This is a genomic window from Pseudomonas sp. S2_F03, from assembly GCF_054668335.1.
This window is the reverse complement of the sequence record NZ_CP162759.1, coordinates 5,393,547-5,411,327: the sequence shown is the minus strand read 5'-3', so window position 1 is coordinate 5,411,327 and position 17,781 is coordinate 5,393,547. Positions and strand designations below refer to the sequence as shown.

The 17,781-nt window shown below is 61.5% G+C and carries 19 protein-coding genes and 1 pseudogene; 5 read left to right on the top strand and 15 right to left on the bottom strand.

Annotation, left to right across the window (positions count from 1 at the left end; genetic code table 11):
* Nucleotides 1–74: 74 nt before the first annotated feature.
* Together AB4N76_RS25465 and AB4N76_RS25460 are read left to right on the top strand one after the other, a co-directional pair.
* On the top strand, nt 75–752 hold the full coding sequence (locus AB4N76_RS25465) for a Crp/Fnr family transcriptional regulator (protein ID WP_046028074.1): 678 nt from the start codon (nt 75–77) through the stop codon (nt 750–752).
* Nucleotides 753–834: 82 nt separating this feature from the next.
* Nucleotides 835–1,233, top strand: a complete 399-nt coding sequence (locus AB4N76_RS25460) for a putative zinc-binding protein (protein ID WP_046028075.1) — start codon at nt 835–837, stop codon at nt 1,231–1,233.
* Nucleotides 1,234–1,300: 67 nt separating this feature from the next.
* Here AB4N76_RS25460 and ubiT read toward each other — a convergent pair whose 3' ends face one another.
* The 7 genes and pseudogenes from ubiT to norR all read right to left on the bottom strand — a co-directional run bounded on the left by ubiT (nt 1,301) and on the right by norR (nt 7,976).
* Complete coding sequence (gene ubiT / locus AB4N76_RS25455) at nt 1,301–1,771, bottom strand: ubiquinone anaerobic biosynthesis accessory factor UbiT (RefSeq protein WP_046028076.1); 471 nt, start codon at nt 1,769–1,771, stop codon at nt 1,301–1,303.
* Entirely contained in the window at nt 1,765–2,655 is an 891-nt protein-coding gene (locus AB4N76_RS25450) for a U32 family peptidase (RefSeq protein WP_046028078.1), read from the bottom strand. The genes ubiT and AB4N76_RS25450 overlap by 7 nt, the downstream gene beginning before the upstream one ends.
* A 10-nt stretch (nt 2,656–2,665) precedes the next feature.
* Nucleotides 2,666–3,662: pseudogene (ubiU, locus tag AB4N76_RS25445) on the bottom strand (ubiquinone anaerobic biosynthesis protein UbiU).
* Nucleotides 3,663–3,785: 123 nt separating this feature from the next.
* Entirely contained in the window at nt 3,786–5,021 is a 1,236-nt protein-coding gene (locus tag AB4N76_RS25440) for a molybdopterin molybdotransferase MoeA (RefSeq protein ID WP_077430428.1), read from the bottom strand.
* A complete protein-coding gene (moaB, locus tag AB4N76_RS25435; RefSeq protein WP_046028081.1) occupies nt 5,018–5,572 on the bottom strand; it encodes a molybdenum cofactor biosynthesis protein B in 555 nt (184 codons plus the stop codon). The genes AB4N76_RS25440 and moaB overlap by 4 nt, the downstream gene beginning before the upstream one ends.
* A gap of 127 nt (nt 5,573–5,699) precedes the next feature.
* A complete protein-coding gene (gene pdxH, locus AB4N76_RS25430; RefSeq protein ID WP_077430429.1) occupies nt 5,700–6,347 on the bottom strand; it encodes a pyridoxamine 5'-phosphate oxidase in 648 nt (215 codons plus the stop codon).
* Nucleotides 6,348–6,446: 99 nt separating this feature from the next.
* The gene (norR, locus tag AB4N76_RS25425; RefSeq protein ID WP_223523414.1) at nt 6,447–7,976 is read right to left on the bottom strand and encodes a nitric oxide reductase transcriptional regulator NorR; all 1,530 of its coding nucleotides are present in this window, start codon (nt 7,974–7,976) and stop codon (nt 6,447–6,449) included.
* Nucleotides 7,977–8,131: 155 nt separating this feature from the next.
* Between norR and ytfE the strand changes: the two genes are divergently transcribed.
* Nucleotides 8,132–8,806: an iron-sulfur cluster repair protein YtfE gene (gene ytfE, locus AB4N76_RS25420; RefSeq protein ID WP_046028084.1), complete on the top strand. Its 675-nt coding sequence runs from the start codon at nt 8,132–8,134 to the stop codon at nt 8,804–8,806.
* A 77-nt stretch (nt 8,807–8,883) separates the two neighbouring features.
* Here ytfE and AB4N76_RS25415 read toward each other — a convergent pair whose 3' ends face one another.
* Together AB4N76_RS25415 and AB4N76_RS25410 are read right to left on the bottom strand one after the other, a co-directional pair.
* On the bottom strand, nt 8,884–9,318 hold the full coding sequence (locus AB4N76_RS25415) for a membrane protein (RefSeq protein ID WP_046028085.1): 435 nt from the start codon (nt 9,316–9,318) through the stop codon (nt 8,884–8,886).
* Between the two features lie 28 nt (nt 9,319–9,346).
* Entirely contained in the window at nt 9,347–10,537 is a 1,191-nt protein-coding gene (locus tag AB4N76_RS25410; protein WP_046028086.1) for an NnrS family protein, read from the bottom strand.
* Nucleotides 10,538–11,005: 468 nt separating this feature from the next.
* Between AB4N76_RS25410 and AB4N76_RS25405 the strand changes: the two genes are divergently transcribed.
* Nucleotides 11,006–11,689 carry a Crp/Fnr family transcriptional regulator gene (locus tag AB4N76_RS25405; RefSeq protein ID WP_046028087.1) on the top strand — a complete coding sequence of 228 codons (684 nt, stop codon included), beginning with the start codon at nt 11,006–11,008 and terminating at the stop codon, nt 11,687–11,689.
* 5 nt (nt 11,690–11,694) lie between these two features.
* On the top strand, nt 11,695–11,886 hold the full coding sequence (locus AB4N76_RS25400) for a hypothetical protein (RefSeq protein ID WP_046028089.1): 192 nt from the start codon (nt 11,695–11,697) through the stop codon (nt 11,884–11,886).
* 23 nt (nt 11,887–11,909) lie between these two features.
* Here the strand turns inward: AB4N76_RS25400 and AB4N76_RS25395 are convergent, their stop codons facing one another.
* From AB4N76_RS25395 to AB4N76_RS25370, 6 genes are all read right to left on the bottom strand, one after another.
* Nucleotides 11,910–13,751 (bottom strand): VWA domain-containing protein, encoded by a 1,842-nt coding sequence (locus AB4N76_RS25395; protein ID WP_460163714.1) that lies wholly within the window; start codon nt 13,749–13,751, stop codon nt 11,910–11,912.
* Between the two features lie 78 nt (nt 13,752–13,829).
* Complete coding sequence (locus AB4N76_RS25390; protein WP_046028092.1) at nt 13,830–15,257, bottom strand: cbb3-type cytochrome c oxidase subunit I; 1,428 nt, start codon at nt 15,255–15,257, stop codon at nt 13,830–13,832.
* A 3-nt stretch (nt 15,258–15,260) separates the two neighbouring features.
* Nucleotides 15,261–15,701, bottom strand: a complete 441-nt coding sequence (locus tag AB4N76_RS25385; RefSeq protein WP_046028094.1) for a c-type cytochrome — start codon at nt 15,699–15,701, stop codon at nt 15,261–15,263.
* 242 nt (nt 15,702–15,943) lie between these two features.
* Nucleotides 15,944–16,201, bottom strand: coding sequence for a cytochrome C oxidase subunit IV family protein (locus tag AB4N76_RS25380; protein WP_109787022.1), 258 nt, complete (start codon nt 16,199–16,201; stop codon nt 15,944–15,946).
* A gap of 10 nt (nt 16,202–16,211) precedes the next feature.
* A complete protein-coding gene (locus AB4N76_RS25375; RefSeq protein WP_046028098.1) occupies nt 16,212–16,799 on the bottom strand; it encodes a cytochrome c oxidase subunit 3 family protein in 588 nt (195 codons plus the stop codon).
* Complete coding sequence (locus tag AB4N76_RS25370; protein ID WP_046028099.1) at nt 16,783–17,586, bottom strand: CbbQ/NirQ/NorQ/GpvN family protein; 804 nt, start codon at nt 17,584–17,586, stop codon at nt 16,783–16,785. The genes AB4N76_RS25375 and AB4N76_RS25370 overlap by 17 nt, the downstream gene beginning before the upstream one ends.
* Between the last annotated feature and the right edge of the window lie 195 nt (nt 17,587–17,781).

Genomic DNA, 17,781 nt, shown 5'->3' with positions numbered 1-17,781 from the left:
TTTGGAGGTAGTCCGGTGGAGGCATAGGCCATGGGGCCAGCACGCTTTACCATGACCGGTAGCGGAGGTACGCCATGCTGACTCACCCTTCCACCGTTTTAATGTTGCGTCGTCATCACCTGTTCAAGCAATTGCCGGACAAGGTGTTTGAAGAAGTCTGTGGCCTGGCCACGCTCAAACGCCTGAGTTGTCACAGCACGCTCCTGCACCAAGGGGATCCGGCCAAGCGCTTTTTCCTGCTGATCAGCGGCCAGATCAAGCTCTATCGGATCACCGGCGAAGGCCAGGAAAACCTGGTGGAGATCATCCAGCCCGGGCAAACCTTTGCCGAGGCCCTGCTGTTCAGCCAGATCCGTTTTTACCCGGTGAGCGCCACGGCCCTGAAGGACTGCGTGCTGGTCAGCATCGAGGGCAGCCATTATCGCAACGCCCTGGAAGATCAGCCGAAAGTCTGCCTGGCGATCCTGGCGAGCATGAGCATTCACTTGCATCAGCGCCTCAAGGACATCGACACCCTGACCCTGACCAACGCCAGCCGGCGGGTGATCAATTTTCTGTTCCAGGAGCGCGACCCGGTCAACGGCCAGATCGTGCTGCAAGTCTCCAAACGCCTGGTGGCCTCGAAGCTGGGCATCCAGCCGGAAACCTTCTCGCGCATTTTGCATCGACTGGTGGAGAGCGGCCTGATCGCCATGGAGCGCCGCAACATCCGCATCCTCGCGGAAGACGAACTGGCGACTTATCACCCGTAACTGAACCGGTGGACTTGACCCTCATCAAGGCGCAAGGCGTACAGCCTTGCACACTGACCGGGTCCACCTGCGGAGAACCTTCATGCCCTCACCCACCCTGCCTCTGGTTTACTCCTGCTCAGGCTGCTCCAACGTTGCCCAACTGGCCAACACCCTGGCGGTGCGCCTGGATCGCCAGGGGCTCGCCGAAATGTCCTGCATTGCCGGGGTCGGTGGGCATGTCAGCGCGCTGGTCAACAAGGCACGCTCGGGACGCCGGATCCTGGCACTGGACGGCTGCCCCTTGCAGTGCGTCGAAAACTGTTTGAAGCAACATGGCCTGCACGCCGACGTACACCTGATTCTCAGCCACTACGGGCTGCGCAAACGCTATGCCGAGGACTGCACCGAAGCGCAGTGTGATGAGTTGTTTGAAGGGATCAAACAGTTGATAGCCAGTGATGCCCGGCCGCTTGAAAACCGGCAAACCGAAACCCACTAAAAAGGCCTGCCGGGCAAAACAAAACCCGTGTCGGAGCGAGCAGGCTCGCTCCGTTGATGGGTGTCGGTCAGCCTGCCGCCAACCCCTTCCCCGCCCGCTCCAGATTGCGCCACAGCCAGACAGGCAATACGTCCGGGTCGAGGCTGTCGATCAGGTTCTTCAGGGTCAATCCCAATTCGGTATCCCCCTCGATGACCAGGCGTCGACGGAAAAACAGGGTGTCCGGGTCCTCCTGCCGACTGGCCAGCAACAGAAACTCACGCCAGTTGCCACTGATGGTCACATCGGCCTCGGCCCGCTCGGCAATCTGTAGCCCGTCACGGGATCGACTCAAGTACCAGCAAAGCCCGAGGTCCGGGATGCGCAAGCACAGCCAGCGACCGCGCAACAGGTCGAACTCACCGTCACGCAACGGCTCGGCGAGACAGCGGTTGAGCGCCTGCTGCAACGCCAGACGCTGCACCACAAAGGGCACCCGACGAACCAGTGGAAGCACCCGATCGGCACCGTACAACAGCCATTTTTTTCGCTTCAGCACAGGCCAGCCTCCTCAACACGCAACATCCCGGCCTGGCCATGCCAATAGCCATTGCAGCCATCGACAAACAGCGGTGGCGCCTCGCCCTGACGCACCCGTTGCCAGGCCTCAATCACCTCGACCATGCCCTGGGCCCGAGGGCTCAAGCGCACGATGTCCGCGCCGCTGGCCACCAGCCCCGGGTAATCGGCCAGCAGATTAGTCACCTCGGCCGACATCGTCTGAATACCGTTGAGGGTGAACAGCGCCTGCCCGGCCTGACTGCTCAGCGCCAGTCCATCGGGGTAGTTGATGCAACAGAACTGGCAGTCATCCTTGGGCCGGTTTTCTGCCCGGGCGGTAAAGCAGCGAGCGGAATAGGCCAGGGGTAAATGCCCATAGGCGAAGACTTCCACTTGCGGCACTTCACGGCCCAGCTCGCGCACCTGTTCAAGCACTGCGCGAATCAGCGCTGCCGAACACTCCACCGGCGGCACCCAACGGACCATGCCGCTGTCTTGCAGTTGCGTCAGGGCATGACCGTTGTACAGATTCAGCGCCGGCCCGCCCACAAACGGCAACTTGCGTTCGGCCAGCAGTTGCACCGCGCCCATGTCATTGGCTTCCACCAGCAACTCGCCGTTGTCGCACAGGCGACGCAGGCTGGAGAGTTCTGACGCGGCTTCGATCAGGGTCAGGCTGGACAGCACCAGTTGCGCCTGGCTACACGCCTGCAACTCGCGACCCAGGCCCAGCCATTGATCCAGGGAGAATGCCCGACGCTTCGAGCACACGGTTTCTCCCAGGTAAATCACATCCAGGGGCAGGCTCGACATCTCGGCGTAAAATTGCCCCAATTGTTCCTTGTCCCAGTAATACAGGACCGGTCCCAGGCTCAGCTTCATGTTCAGCCCCTTATTGCCATGATCGATGGTAGGCACCCAGTGTGGTCTGGCTGCCTTCGGACAAACCGGCCAGCACCTGGCGCCATTGGTCTTTGACCTTGAAGCTCTTGGGCGACGCGCGATGGGTATCGAGGGCCGCGCGCCAGACCCGGGTGACTTGCTCGACATACGCCGGGCTACGCTGGCGGCCTTCGATCTTGACCGCTTCAACCCCGATGGCCGCGAGCTCCGGAAGCAGGTCCAGGGTGTCGAGACTGGTGGGTTCCTCCAGCGCATGGAAGCGCTTGCCGTTGACCAGAAAACGTCCCTTGCACAAGGTCGGATAACCGGCGGATTCGTCAGGGGTGTAGCGGTCGATCAGCACGTCATTGAGCCGTGCGCTCAGGCCTTCGGCATCTTCGCTCCAGCGTACGGCCTTGGCCGGCGAACAGAACGCCGCACAAATTGGGAGACTCACCGGTAATGTAGGAGGACAGGTGGCAGCGCCCCTCGGCCATGATGCACAAACTGCCGAAGCCGAAGACTTCGATGGGCACCGGACTGTTGGCCGCGACCTGACGCACCTGGGCCAACGACAGCACCCGTGGCAGCACCGCACGACGAATGTTGTAGCGCTGCGCATAAAACGCCAGCGCCGCGGCATGGGTCGCGGAGCCCTGAACCGACAGGTGCAAGGTCAGTTGCGGGTGGCGCTCGCAGGCATACGCCAGAACCCCGGGGTCAGCAGCGATCAGCGCATCCACGCCAAAATCGGCGGCGCGATCCACCGCGCGCTGCCAGCGCTCCCAGCCCTTGGGCTGCGGGTAAGTATTGACCGCGACATAGAGTTTGCGTTGATGCTGGCGGATGTGTTCGACCGCCGCATCGAACTGCTTGTCATCCATGTTCAATCCGGCGAAATGGCGGGCATTGGTGTCATCACGAAAACCGACATAGACGGCGTCGGCGCCTTGGCGCACCGCCGCTTTGAGCGCAGGCAGGTTGCCTGCCGGGCAGACCAGTTGCATGGGAATCCTCATCTAGGAACACGTCCGGACCCGCGCCCTGTCTTTCGGACAGGCCCGCAGTGTCGAGTGCGCCGCCAGTCTAGCGAGACCGGCGGCGACGGCCTTGACGGCAATCAATTGCCCTCAATGCATCAGGTCGGCGAAAGACAGGAACGCCACGTTGTCGTGCTTGTGCACCCGATGCTCGCGCTCCACGACGGCCAGGCCATCGGCCCAGCAGGCCGCCGTCAACATGGCCGAGCTCTGCTGCGGATGCAGTTCCACGCGCAATTGCCCGTCGGCATCGGGAACCAGTTTGGCTCGCAGGTATTGTCGGCGTTTGTTGCTTTGCAGCCAGTCGAAACCGGCCGGCAGCGCCATCGGGCGCGGCATCACCTGACTCACGCCCTGAGCCCTGAGCAGGAACGGACGCACCACCACCAACGCGGTGATCAACGCGGCCGAAGGATTGCCCGGCATGCCAATCCACGGCTTGCCGGCCACTTCGCCGAACGCTAGCGGTTTGCCCGGTTGTATCGCCAGCCGCCAGAAATCCACGCTGCCCAATTCATCGATGGCCCGCTTGAGATGGTCCTCCTCGCCGACCGACACGCCGCCCGAGGTCAGCAGCAGATCGCACTCCGACGACGCCAGGCTCAAGGCATGCCGACTGGCCGCCAACTCATCGGCCATGACCCCGTAGTCATGCACTTCGACGCCCCAGCCGCGCAACAGGGCGGACAGGCAATACCGATTGCTGTTGTAAATCTGCCCCGGCGCCAGTGATTCACCCGGTTCGCGCAACTCGTCACCGCTGCTCAACAGGCACACGCGCAACGGCCGATACACCTCGACCCGGGCAATCCCGGCACCGGCCAGCAGCCCCAATTCCTGGGCGCGCAAGCGCTTGCCGGCCATGAGCAACAGATGCCCCTGGCGGACTTCCTCGCCTTCCTTGCGCACGTGATCGCCCACCGTTGCCGGCGGCAACCAGACCTTGTCGCCCTCGACCTGACAACTCTCCTGCGGCACCACGGTGTCAGCACCCGGCGGCAGCGGCGCCCCGGTGAAAATCCGCACCGCTGTTTTCGCCGCCAAGGGCGAGAACGCCTGTTGTCCGGCGGCGATGCGTCCAGTCAACGGTAGCCAGCCCCCCGCCGCAGGCAGGTCGGCGGCCCTGAAGGCAAAACCGTCCATGGCGCTGTTGTCCCAGGCGGGCAGGTTCAGCGCAGAGTGAATGTCCACCGCCAGCACTCGCCCCAAAGCGTGTTCCAGGGGGATCGTCTGCACCGAGGGTGGCGGTGGTGCCTGGTCGAGCAGATGACTGATGGCCTCGTCCACCGGCATCAACTGGCCGCTGTCGCAGACCCGCCCCGTCATGAGCGCACCTCACAGGCCTCAAGTACCTGCTGCGCCTGAGGCTTGAGGTGAGGGGCGAAATTGCACGGGCCGGTGCGGCTGTCCAGTTGCTCCAGCAGGATCTGGTTCCAGGCGGTGCGGCAGGCGCCCGGCGAGCCGGGAACACAGCACACCAACACCCCGTTGCTCATCCCGGCCAGGGCGCGCGACTGCAGACTGGACATGCCGATTTCCGCCAGGGACACCTGACGGAACAGCTCGCCGAAACCTTCCACATGCTTGTCCAGCAGCGGCAGCACCGCTTGCGGCGTGTTGTCCCGAGCGGTGAAACCGGTGCCTCCGGTCATCAACACCACTTGCACCTCGGGGTCGGCGATCCAGTGCGAGACCTTGGCGCGGATCTGATAGATATCGTCCGGCACCAGGCCTCGGTCGATCAGCACATGACCGGCCGCTTGCAGCAAATCGGCCAGGGTCTGCCCGGAGGTGTCGGTGGCAAAAGTTCGTGTGTCGCTGATGGTCAGCACGGCAATGTTCAAGGGTTGAAACGTGCGTTGCGTCAGATGGGCCATGTTCAAGCCTTCCCGTAGATGAGGGTATGACCAAGCCTGAACCGGAATGGCCAACGAGCCTATTCCTCCAAGGAGGTACCTCGTCAGGATCAAGACGTGCGTCGCCACACGTCCAGTTCAATGCACATCAGGGCGCCAGGCGATTGCGCTGCCACAGACCGTCGACCAGGCGGTAATCCAGACGGTCGTGCAAACGATCGGCGCGCCCCTGCCAGAACTCCATGCGATCAGGGTGCAGACTGTAGCCGCCCCAATGCTCGGGCCTGGGGACGGTCTGGCCGACAAAACGTTTGATGGTGTCCGCCAGCAAGCTTTCAAGCGCTGCCCGATCGGCCAGAGGACGGCTTTGCGGCGAGGCCCAGGCCCCCAGGCGACTGCCGATGGAACGGGAATCGAAGTACGCATCCGACAGTGAGGGGTCAAGCCTGGACACCCGGCCTTCGATACGCACCTGCCGCTCCAGTCCAGGCCAGAAAAATGTCATCGCGGCAAAGGGGTTGGCCGCCAGTTGCTGCCCCTTGTCGCTGTGGTAATTGCCGAAAAAAGTGAACCCTTCATCGCTCAAGCCCTTGAGCAGCAAGACCCGGCAGTGCGGGCGCCCATCACTGTCGACCGTCGACAGCATCATGCTATTGGCTTCGACAGGAGCACACTCGGTGTCGCGGGCCTGTTGCATCCATTGCCGAAACATCACCAGCGGGTCGTCCATCGTCGCGTCGTCTTGCAGACCATGGTGGGTGTATTGCCGGCGCATTTGTGCCAGGGAAAGAGGCATGACCGTGATCTCCTTAGGGTTTTGTCCAGTGTGCGAGGCACTGCACACGCCCACCTTGACCACCATCAACACTCAGCGTCGAAGCCACGTCGCCCTTGCCTACTTGAGCCCCAGACGCCGTGCCAGTTTGTGCAGGTTGCTGGGGTCGACTTCCAGCAGTCGCGCGGCACTGGCCCAGTTTTCCCCGGACAGGCTCAGGGCCTGGCGTATTTTTTGTCGCTGGTAATCGTCGACCGCTTCGCCCAGCGGCTGAAAAGGCAGGTCCGACGTCACTTCCGGGCCAGGCTCGACAGCCGCCCCGAGGGCACCGGTCGCACTGTCGAGGTCCAGGATTTCGGGCTCCAGCGTCATGATCAGCGTGCGACTGGTGCCGCGACTGAGTTGCTTCAACGCGGCTCGACTGATGACATGCTCCAGCTCTCGCACATTGCCCGGCCAGGTATAAGCCAGCAACGCCCGCTCGGCCGATGGCGACAATCGCAAACCGCGCAAGCCAAGCCGCGCCCGATTGAGTTCAAGGAAATGCCCGGCCAGCATCAGCACGTCGTTACCGCGTTCGCGCAGGGCCGGAATCGGCACCGGGTACACCGAGAGCCGGTGGTACAGGTCCGCGCGAAACAAGCCATCGCGGATGCTGTCGGGCAGGTGCCGGTTGGTGGCGGCGATGATTCGCACATCGACGTGCAATGGCTTGTCCGCACCCAGGCGCTGGATCTCACCGTTCTGCAGGGTGCGCAGCAGTTTCGCTTGCACGCTCAAAGGCAACTCACCGACCTCATCGAGAAACAGCGTACCCCCGTTGGCGGCATCGAAGCGCCCGGCGCGGTCACTGGTGGCGCCGGAGAAAGCGCCTTTGACATGACCGAACAATTCGCTCTCTGCCAGCGACTCGGGCAATGCCGCGCAATTGACCTGAATCAGCGGCTTGTGGCTACGCCGTGACAGTCGATGCAAGCGCCGGGCGAACAGTTCTTTGCCAACGCCGGTCTCGCCCAGCAACAGCACCGGCAAATCGGAGTCGCCCAGGACATCCAGTTCGTTGAGCAATTGGTGCAAGGCTTCGCTCTGCCCAAGAATCTCGCCTTCCTCGACGGGCACTCGCAGGTCCTGGAGATCGCTGCGCGACAAACGCAGACTGCGGATCTCCTGCTCCAGTCGAGTCACCCGCACGGCCGCTTCGATCTGCAAGGTACAACGCTTGAGTTCCTCGTGCGCATGGCTGTCGAAGGTGCCAGCGTGCAATGCATCCAGGGTGATCGCCCCCCAGATTCGACCTTCGACATAGAGGCTCACCCCCATGCAGTCGTGCACCGGCAGTGGTTCGCCGACGTGGTTGTCGAGCAAGCCGTCGTAGGGGTCCGGCAGGCGGCTGTCAGGCTCGAACCAGACCGGCTCGCGCGACGCCATGATCGCCGCCAGTCGAGGGTGCTGAGCGATGACAAAACGACGCCCCAACGCTTCGTGAACCAGCCCCACGGTCGCCACCGGCCTGAGGCTGTCATCGTCCAGACGCAGCAACCCCACGGCACCGCTGTTGAAGTATTCACGCAAGGTCTGGACCAGTCGTTGCAACCGTACCGCATTGGGCAACTCGACGATCAAGTCGGCTGCCAGGCTTTCACGCAACATGGTAGTCATTACCCTCTATGGTTGGATTCACCCTAAGGCGTCAGGGTACTTTTCACCACTGCTAAAAATTAATCCATGGTTATCAATCAGTTAAATATGGCATGCCGGATGCAACGAGCCTGGGGAACCGTTGAAACTCAAATAAAGGAACCCTGATGAGCCAGACCCTACTGGAACAAAGCCTCGGCCAACTGGCCTGCGACATTCCCGGTGCCACCCGGATTTTTCATACCTTCAATCTGGACTTCTGCTGCGGCGGGCATAAAAGCCTGCGCGAGGCGACCCTTGGCAAGGGCCTCGATCCACTGCTGATTGCTGACGCCCTGCAGGACCTGCAAGACGCCGGCGAAACCCAGCACGATTGGCGCAACGAGCCTTCGCATGTGCTGATCGCTCACCTCCTGACCCGCTACCACGCCCGCCACCGCGAGCAACTGCCGGAACTGATCCGCCTGGCCCGCCGTGTAGAACAGGTGCACGGCGCCCGCACCAGTTGCCCCAACGGCCTGGCTGATCTGCTGGCCGACATGCAGCAAGAACTCGAAGGCCACATGCTCAAGGAAGAACAAGTGCTGTTCCCGATGCTGCAACAAGGCATCGGCGCTCAAGCCGCGCCACCGATTCAGGTACTGCGCTTCGAACATGATCAACATGGCCAGGCCCTTGAGCAGATGCTCACCCTGACCCACCACATCACCCCGCCCGCCGATGCCTGCAACACCTGGCGCGCACTCTATCGCGGGCTGCTGGAATTCAAGGACGACCTGATGCAGCACATCCATCTGGAAAACAACGTGTTGTTCATTAACGCCCTGAACCCACACCACTGATCGATTGACCCGTCACACCCAACCCCGCGCCAACCCATCGGTTGACGCGGGGTTTGTCTGTGAACGACTGCGTGCAATCAACCCCAATAAAACATCGCCTTGGCCAGGATCACGATCACCACCATGTGCGCGAGAATGCTGCGACGAATCCAGCTGGCACGGAGCGTGGTCAGCCGCGCGCTTTTGAGCCAGTACGCCAGCAACAAGTAATGACCAATGATGCTCAGGGCCAGCAGAATTTTCAGGCTCAGCAACGTGCCAAAGCGGCTGTCCAGCGGGTGGCTCAACACTTCTCGGTAACGCCACGCCAGGCTGATGCCGGCGCCATACAACAGCACCACCACGCCATGCAGGACTTTGCGCGAACGCACGGCAATGGCTTGATCCGCCGTTACTTGTGCGGTGTCCGCCAACTGCTGGCGCGCGCGGTGCCAGATGACCACTTCGAAAAACAGCGTGCCGATGAAGGCGATGGCCGCCAACAGGTGGATCACCAATAGAAAGGGATACATCACCGATTACCTCCCTGCGTTTGCCTGATTATCCCGGATGGCCATCCACCCGGGCTCGCAGCAACATCGGCCCATAGCGCCAGGCGTACAGTGCGAACGCCAGCGTCCAGCACAGCCCCGCCAGCCACAACGCGGTCAGGGGCAGAAACACAATCAACACCACCCGACTCAGGCACGCCAGGTTGAGCAAAATGAACGCCAGGGTCATGCCCGACGGCGGTTCCAGTGCACGACCGGTATGCCCCAGGCTCACTCGCGCAATCATCGCCAACACCAGGCCGCCCATCGCCCCTATCGTCAGGCAATGCACCGCCAGGCTCGGGCTCAACGGCGCGCCGAAATGCCACAGCGCCATTCCCAGGCACGCCACCGCCAACCAGCCATACGCCAGGTGCAACGACCACAACAAGGGCACGCGCCACAGTGCCCGGTCATGCCAGCGAACCAGGCGCACCAGATGCCCCGCCCCCAGCACCGCGAACAACAGGCCGACCCAGACATTGGGGTTGAGCGCCGGCCCTGCGGCATACAACAACGCCACGAGGGGCGAACCGATCAGCAGCAGCCAATCAAGCCACGGCCAGGCAACAACGCCTTCGACCCGACCTAACCCGCGCTGAGTGAAGAACGGAATGACGCGCCCGCCAATCAAACCCATCATCGCCGCCACCAGCCAGATCCCGGTCAGCACGCCTTGGCGCTGCCAGCCTTCATGGCCTTCGAGCAGTCCGAGCAGGGACAATCCGTCAGCCACGGCCAGCAACAACAGGACCACGACAATCGGGTAATTGCGCTTCTGCCGCACCTTCCACAGGGTGAACCCCATGAGTGCCGCCACTGCTAACGGAAACGCCATTTCCAGTACGGCCAGTAATGGCCACGGCGCATTGGCCAACCAGGCCACGCGCGCCAGCAACCACAACAACGCCAGAGCCGCCAGCGGTTTGCCGCTGATACCGGGGCGACTGGTCCAGGTCTGCACGGCAGTCAGCAAAAAGCCCGCGATAATCGCCAGCCCAAACCCGAACAGCAACTCATGGCGATGCCAGCCCAACCACCCACCGGCCGGCTGCCAATCAGCAATCGAACCGCTAAAGGCTGCCAGCCAGAGCGGTATGACCAGCACTGCCAAGCCGCAACCGGCGAGGAAAAATGGCCGAAAGGCCAGACGTAACAGCGGCGCGATTGCCATCGCTTTACGGCGGTCAAGCACTTGCATAAAGCCACTCCTCTACCTTGTTGCTGGCCCGCGAGGTCAATCCTGGGGGCCATCATCGGGTATCACTGATCAATTGCCTTTGTCGCAGATCAAGTGTGCAAGGGGCGTACCGTTCAAGGTCCGAACGCCGCTCCTGCGGGGACGGAGCAAGCGCCCTCACCACAAAAGGATCAGCAATAGGGTAAAAATAACCCTTAAATGGTTTTTATAACCCTAACGCACAGGGTCATTTATACCCCGACTCATAAAAACCCCTCTAAATCAGGGCCCGCAGAGATGGCCCGCGTCTTGCTCTAGCCCCAGCAAGTCCAAGAAACCTCGATCCCCGGGAGCCCTCATGAAAAAGATCCTCCAGCCACTGGCCTGGTTCGTGGTGTTGACCTCCGTCGTGGCCGTCGCCAGTGGCGTGTCTTTGGGTCTCGTCTGATTTTTTCGCCAACCCCTGCACAACCTTCAGGATGAATTTTTATGGTGCTTCATCGCGTCCACCACCAGATTTTGCGCAGTCATCATTTGTTCGAGCCGTTGAATGAAGAACAGCTGGATGAATTGATGAGTACCAGCCAATTGCTGAGCATCGACAAAGGCGAACCGTTGTTTCGTCAGGGCGAGCCGGCCGACTCGTTCTATTTCGTGATTGCAGGGGCGGTGAAGATCTACCGCCTGACACCTGACGGGCAGGAAAAAGTGTTTGAGGTCCTCGGCGATCGGCAGACCTTCGCCGAGGCGATGATGCTGATGGACACGCCGAATTATGTGGCCTCGGCCGAAGCGGTTTGCCCCACCCAGCTCTACCGGTTATCCAACAGCACCTACATGCGCCTGCTTCAGAGCAACAGCCGGCTGACGTTTGCGCTGCTCGGCAAGCTCTGCGTGCGCCTGCATCAACGGGTCAATGAAATCGAAACCCTGTCACTGAAGAATGCCACCCACCGGGTCGTGCGTTATCTGCTGACACAACTGGTGCGCCAGCAAACCGTTGACAGTCAATTCGAGCTGCCGATGGCCAAGCAACTGATTGCCGGTCATCTCTCGATCCAGCCAGAAACGTTTTCGCGGATTATCCGCCGCTTGATTGATGAAAACATCATTGCTCAGGACGGCCGCCATATCGCCATTCTTGATCGCCTGCGCCTGGAACAGTTCGAGTAAACGCCATGCCCGCCTGCCTGTATTGCCAACATGGCAACCCACCCCACCAGAGTGATTGCCGCCAATGTGGCATGCCTCTGCCTGCACTGGCCGAGCGTGCCGGGGAGCGGCGTCAGCGTCGATTCCTGTGGTTCTGCATCGCCCTGACACTCTTTTGCGTGACGATGTTTTTCTGGCTGCCGCGCAGCATCGTTTGATGCTGCGCTGTGCCGGCCCCCTTTCAACCCTGAGTCAGTTGGCGATACAACTGCGGTAACCGCAGCGGCAGCTGTTCGGGCTGGCGGATCAGGGTGTAGCCATTGGCACCAAACATGTACGGCAGGTAATCCCCGGCCTCACGGTCAATCGTGATGCAGAACGGCGTCAACCCTTGGCGCCGCGCCTCCAGCACGGCCTCACGGGTGTCTTCGACACCGTAGCGCCCCTCATACAGATCCAGATCATTGGGCTTGCCATCCGTCAGCAGCAGCAACAGTTTGCTGCGCCGCTTGCTGCTGCCGAGCAAGTGCGTGGCCTGGCGAATCGCCGCGCCCATGCGTGTGTAGTAACCCGGTTTGAGCCCTTGAATGCGCCCCCGGCTGGTGTCGTCATAGCGTTGTGTGAAGGACTTGAGTTCCTGCATGCGCACCTGCTGACGACGCAGCGAGGAAAACCCGTACAGGGCAAAGTCATCACCCAACGCCGACAAGGTTTCGCCGAACAACAGCAGGCTGTCGCGGATCACGTCGATGACGCGATGTTCATCGTTCAAATGAGCGTCGGTCGACATCGACACATCGGCCAGTAACAGACACGCCAGGTCGCGACGGGCCTGACGGTGTTCCATGAACAGCCCCCGTTCGGCGCACTGGCCATGGGCGCGCTCAACGTGAAAATCCAGCCAGGCCTGCATGTCCAGTTCCGAGCCCTGGGGTTGCTGGCGCAACCATTGGCGATCGTTGCGCAAATGCTCGAACTGGCGCCGCAAACGATGTGCCGAGGCCTTGAGCCGTGGCGGCAGCGGCTGAGCTTCGCAGTCGCGGGGGATCATCATTTGCAGGCTGACGAAGTCGTCCTGCAGGCGTTTTTTCCGGTAGTCCCACTCCGGCAACCGGATCCCCTCGCCCAGGGGAATATCGTCGACATCGGCCGGCGGCAAATCCAGGTGCAGCTTGAGACCACCGCCCTTGCGCAGGCGTGTGCGCGACAGGGTCAATTCGTCCAGATCGTCCGCCACTCGGGCCGCATCCGGGTCTTCGCTGTCGTCCGACCAGCGATCCAGGTCAACGTGTTCGGTCCAGCTGAACAGGTTCTCCAGACGGACGATCAACAGCCCGCCATCACGGGTGTTTTCATCGATCCGTGTGGCGCGCTTGCGTCCGCTTTTCTGCTCACCGGGAGGGGTCGCCAGGAACTCTTCGGATTCATCGCCCAGCTCGGCAGTCTGTGGACTGGCGAGATGCTGTGGCGGGTACAACCACAGGGGCAGCGGCCACGCGGCCCGTTCGCTGCGAGGAAAATGCTCGACACTGCCCGGCTCGCGTAGCGCCTGGCATAACGCCCGTTCCAGCGCCGCTTCGCTGCGGTTCAAGGACGCCGGATCGGGGCGCAATTGCAGGTGCGCATCGACCAGTCGCTTGTACCGGGCGCGCAACGCCGGGTAGCGCTGCAACAGCAATCGCGTCCAGCGTTGATTGTCCCGCCCCCAATGCCGCATGCGGCCGGCCTGCGCCGCCAGCAACGTGAGCCAACGATAGAGTTCCTCGTTCAGTGCGGCATCCGGGAAGACAGCGAGGCTCGACGGCAGGCGAAGGTGTGTCTCATCGCACCACGCCAACGGCACTTGCTTGCAGGTGCCGGCGATCTGTTGCAGCAAGTTGCGCCGCAGCAGCAGGTCGCGGTCGCTGGCGGCCTCGACCCCCATGCCACTGGCGCCGCCCATGGCGCGAAACAACAGGGCCAGCGGGCGTTGCCGGGTATCCAGTTCGACGCGCGCTTCAGGGAAATCCGGGCTGGCGTGCCGGGTGATGAAACGGTGCCAGACACTGCCGGCCCACTCTTCCAGTTCGACGGTAAAGGCCATGATTGCTGCCCTTCTTGAACACAAAAAAAACGGCCCGCTGTATCAGCCGGGCCGACCTTTTCTAGCGATTGCCCCGGCTCATGAAGGCACGACCGCTGCTGGAGCGCGCAAAGCGGCACGGCCCCGTTGCTTGAAGCTGAGCAAGTAGCAGAGCAACCCGGCGAAGAACCCCAGACCGGCACCCAGACGTGCCCAGAACAGCACTTGCAGATGTTCGACCGTGGCCATGAATGGCAAGGCAATCCCGTCGGCCTGCCAGCGTTGCAGGTAGACCTGTACGACACCCGCTGCGGTGAGGAACAGCGTGATCATCACCATCGACAGGGTCATCAACCAGAAACCCCAGATCTCAAGTGTCTGCGAACGCTCGTCGCCCGCTTCACCCAACCCGCGCAAGCGCGGCATGGCGTAGCTGATCAAGGTCATCACGATCATGGCGTAAGCACCGTAGAAGGCCAGGTGACCGTGAGCGGCCGTCAGTTGCGAACCGTGGGTGTAGAAGTTGACCGGTGCCAGGGTGTGCAGAAAACCCCAGACGCCCGCACCGAAGAACGCCGTGACCGTGGTGCCCTTGGCCCACAGTGTGGCCGCGCGATTCGGGTGTTGCCGGCGACGGTTCTTCACCATGCTGAAGGCGAAGACCACCATGGCCAGGAACGGCAGCGGTTCCATGGCGGAGAAGATTGAACCGACCCACAGCCAGACCTCGGGCGCACCAATCCAGAAGAAGTGGTGACCGGTGCCGATGATCCCGGTAATCAGCGCCATGGCGATGATCACATAGAGCCATTTCTCCACGACTTCGCGGTCGACCCCGGTGATCTTGATCAGGACAAACGCGAGCATCGATCCCATGATCAGTTCCCACACGCCTTCCACCCAAAGATGCACCACCCACCACCAGTAGAACTTGTCGCGGGCCAGGTTACCGGGGTTGTAGAAGGAGAACAGGAAGAACACCGCGAGCCCGATCAACCCCGTCATCATGACCATGCTGACGGTGGTCTTGCGACCTTTGAGCAGGGTCATGCCGATGTTGTAGAGGAACCCCAGGCACACCACCACAATGCCCATCTTGGTGATGGTCGGTTGCTCCAGGAACTCCCGGCCCATGGTGGGCAGCAGTTCGTTGTGGGTCAGCCGGGCCAGGCCGGCATAGGGCACCAGCAGGTAGCCGAGAATCGTCAGCACACCCGCCGCCGCGAAGACCCAGAACAGAATGATCGCCAGCTTCGGACTGTGCAGCTCGCGGTCGGCCTCCTCCGGTATCAGGTAGTACGCCGCGCCCATGAAACCGAACAGCAGCCAGACGATCAGCAGGTTGGTGTGCACCATCCGCGCCACGTTGAAGGGAATGATCGGGAACAGAAAGTCCCCTACCACGTATTGCAGGCCCATGATCAAACCGAACAGCACCTGACCGAGAAACAGCATCAGGGCAAACACGAAGTACGGTTTGGCCACGGCTTGCGAGGCGAATTTCAGATGTGGATTAGCAATGCTCATCGCTTAGCCCTCCTTGTTTGGCGGCCAGCCATTGGTGTTGATTTTCGAGCTCCATTTGAGGAACTCGGCGATGTCATCCACCTCCTGCTCACTCAACTTGAACTGCGGCATCGCTCGCCGGCCCGGCACATTCAGCGGCTGCATTTTCATCCAGGCATGCAGGAAGGGTTTGAAGCCCTCCTCCCCGCCGCGTCGCTGGAACACATTGCCCAGCTCAGGCGCAAAGTAGGCGCCCTCGCCCAGCAGCGTGTGGCAGCCGATGCAGTTGTTTTGCTCCCAGACTGTCTTGCCGCGGATCACTGATTCAGTGAGTTGCGCTTCATTGCTGCGCGCTGGAAAGGTTTGTTCCGTGTGGTAGGTCAAGGCCAGGAATATCAGGAAGAAGAAAACGCTTCCCCCGAAGTAGATATTCCTGGCCATGCCTTTGGTGAAGGTCTCTGACATGGTCGCTTCCTCTTTGCTTGGCCCGTCCATTTTAGGAAGCGAGGGGTCGAAATCTGCTTGATGGCGATCAAGAAACTCCGATGGTTTTGCTCAGGTATTACACCTGTAGCAGCTGGCGCAGCCTGCGTTCGGCTGCGCAGCAGTCGTGAGAGGTGACACTGCAGTGATTCAGGTTAAAGGCGGGGGGCAGGATTTACGACGGCTGCGCAGCCGAACGCAGGCTGCGCGAGCTGCTACATGAGTTACACGATGGCCAGCAAGGTCAATCCCACCAACAACGCCAGCACGAACGCCCAGCTCATCATCAATCGCCGCCACAATCGCGGCGCGTGGCGCATCTCCATGAAGCCATTCGTAATCAGCCACGCCTTGGCGACAGCCACCAGCAAAATCGCAAGGGACAGCCACCACGCCGCCGCGGACTGCGCCAGCAACACCGTGCACAGGCTTAACGCGGTCAGTGCGGCCCAGCAGACAAACAACCACCTGGAAGCAGACATTGGCACCTCATCAACCCAGCACGTAGACCAGCGGAAACAGCACGACCCAGATCAGGTCGACCATGTGCCAATACAACACGCCGGATTCGAATCCGCTGCGGTTGCTGGCGTCATAGCGGCCACGACGGCACCGCTCGGCCAGCCATCCAAGGATCAACATGCCGAGCAGGACATGGAGAAAATGAAAACCGGTGAGAATCCAGTAGAGGGTAAAAAACGTGTTGTGCTCAAGGCCCAGCCCCGAGGCCAGCAAGTGCCGGTACTCGGTGACTTTCAACACCACATAGACACTGGCGGCAAGCAACGCGGCCAGCAGATAGATCGCGCCACGGCGTGACCGCGAGTGCCGGACCTGCTCCTGTGCCAGGGCGGCGAACAGCCCGGCAGTGAGCAGGCTCAGGGTCATCGCCAGACCGGTTGAGGTGTTGAGCAACAGTCGGCTTTCGCCAAACATCTGCGGCTTGATGGCTTGGGTGACGGCGAACACCAGTATCAGAATGGCGAACACCGAGAGCTCGGCGAGGATAAAAAACCACATCGCCAGATCGCCCGGCAGGTGGCCAGGCGAAGCGTTTGCGGACTCAGCCGAAGTGGACATCAACCACGCCCATCAACGCGGCCACGGTCATCGGATCATCGCTCAACGGTTCGGCCAGGCACGCCATGCAGGCCTCACGCGGGCTCATCCCGGAGCGGATCATTCGCGCGGTAAAAATCAGCAGCCGCGTCGAGGCCACCTCCTCCAGATCATGCTGATCGAGCCGGCGCAGGGCCTGCCCCAGCCTGACCACTTGCGCCGCCAGCGCACTGTCCACCTGCGCTTCCCGGGCGACAATGCGCTCTTCCTCAGCCACGGGCGGATAGCCGAAACGCATCGCCACAAAGCGCTGACGGGTGCTCGGCTTCATGCCTTTGAGCAGGTTCTGGTAACCGGGGTTGTACGACACCACCAACATGAATGATGGTGGCGCCTGCAACACTTCGCCGGTGCGTTCCAGAAACAACTCCCGACGATCATCGGCCAACGGGTGCAGGACCACCACCGTGTCCTGGCGCGCCTCGACCACTTCGTCGAGGTAACAGATGCCGCCTTCGCGCACTGCGCGGGTCAGCGGTCCATCCTGCCACCAGGTGCCCTGCGCACCAATCAAATGACGGCCGATCAAGTCGGCGGCACTCAGGTCGTCATGGCACGCCACGGTGTGCAGCGGCAGGTTCAATCGATGGGCCATGTGCTGAACGAAACGGGTCTTGCCACAGCCCGTGGGGCCTTTGATCAGCACCGGCATGCCGTGTCGCCAGGCTTGTTCGAACAGCGCCTCCTCATTATTGAGCGGTTGGTAGAAGGGTTCGACCTTGTTTTCGCGAGACGGGATATGGTCCATGGGGCACCTGATTCAACAGCGGATTCATGGAACACGCTAAGGGTCCCTGCGACAACCTGGCAAGCGAGATGACCGGCAAACTTGATCGCCGTCAAGCAAGCATTGGCCTGCTCGGGCATAGCCTTGCAGCGCACTTAGAACCTGCGTCCTGCGCTGCGGTTTCAGCGCATCGCAAAGGTCTTGCCTGAGGAGAAA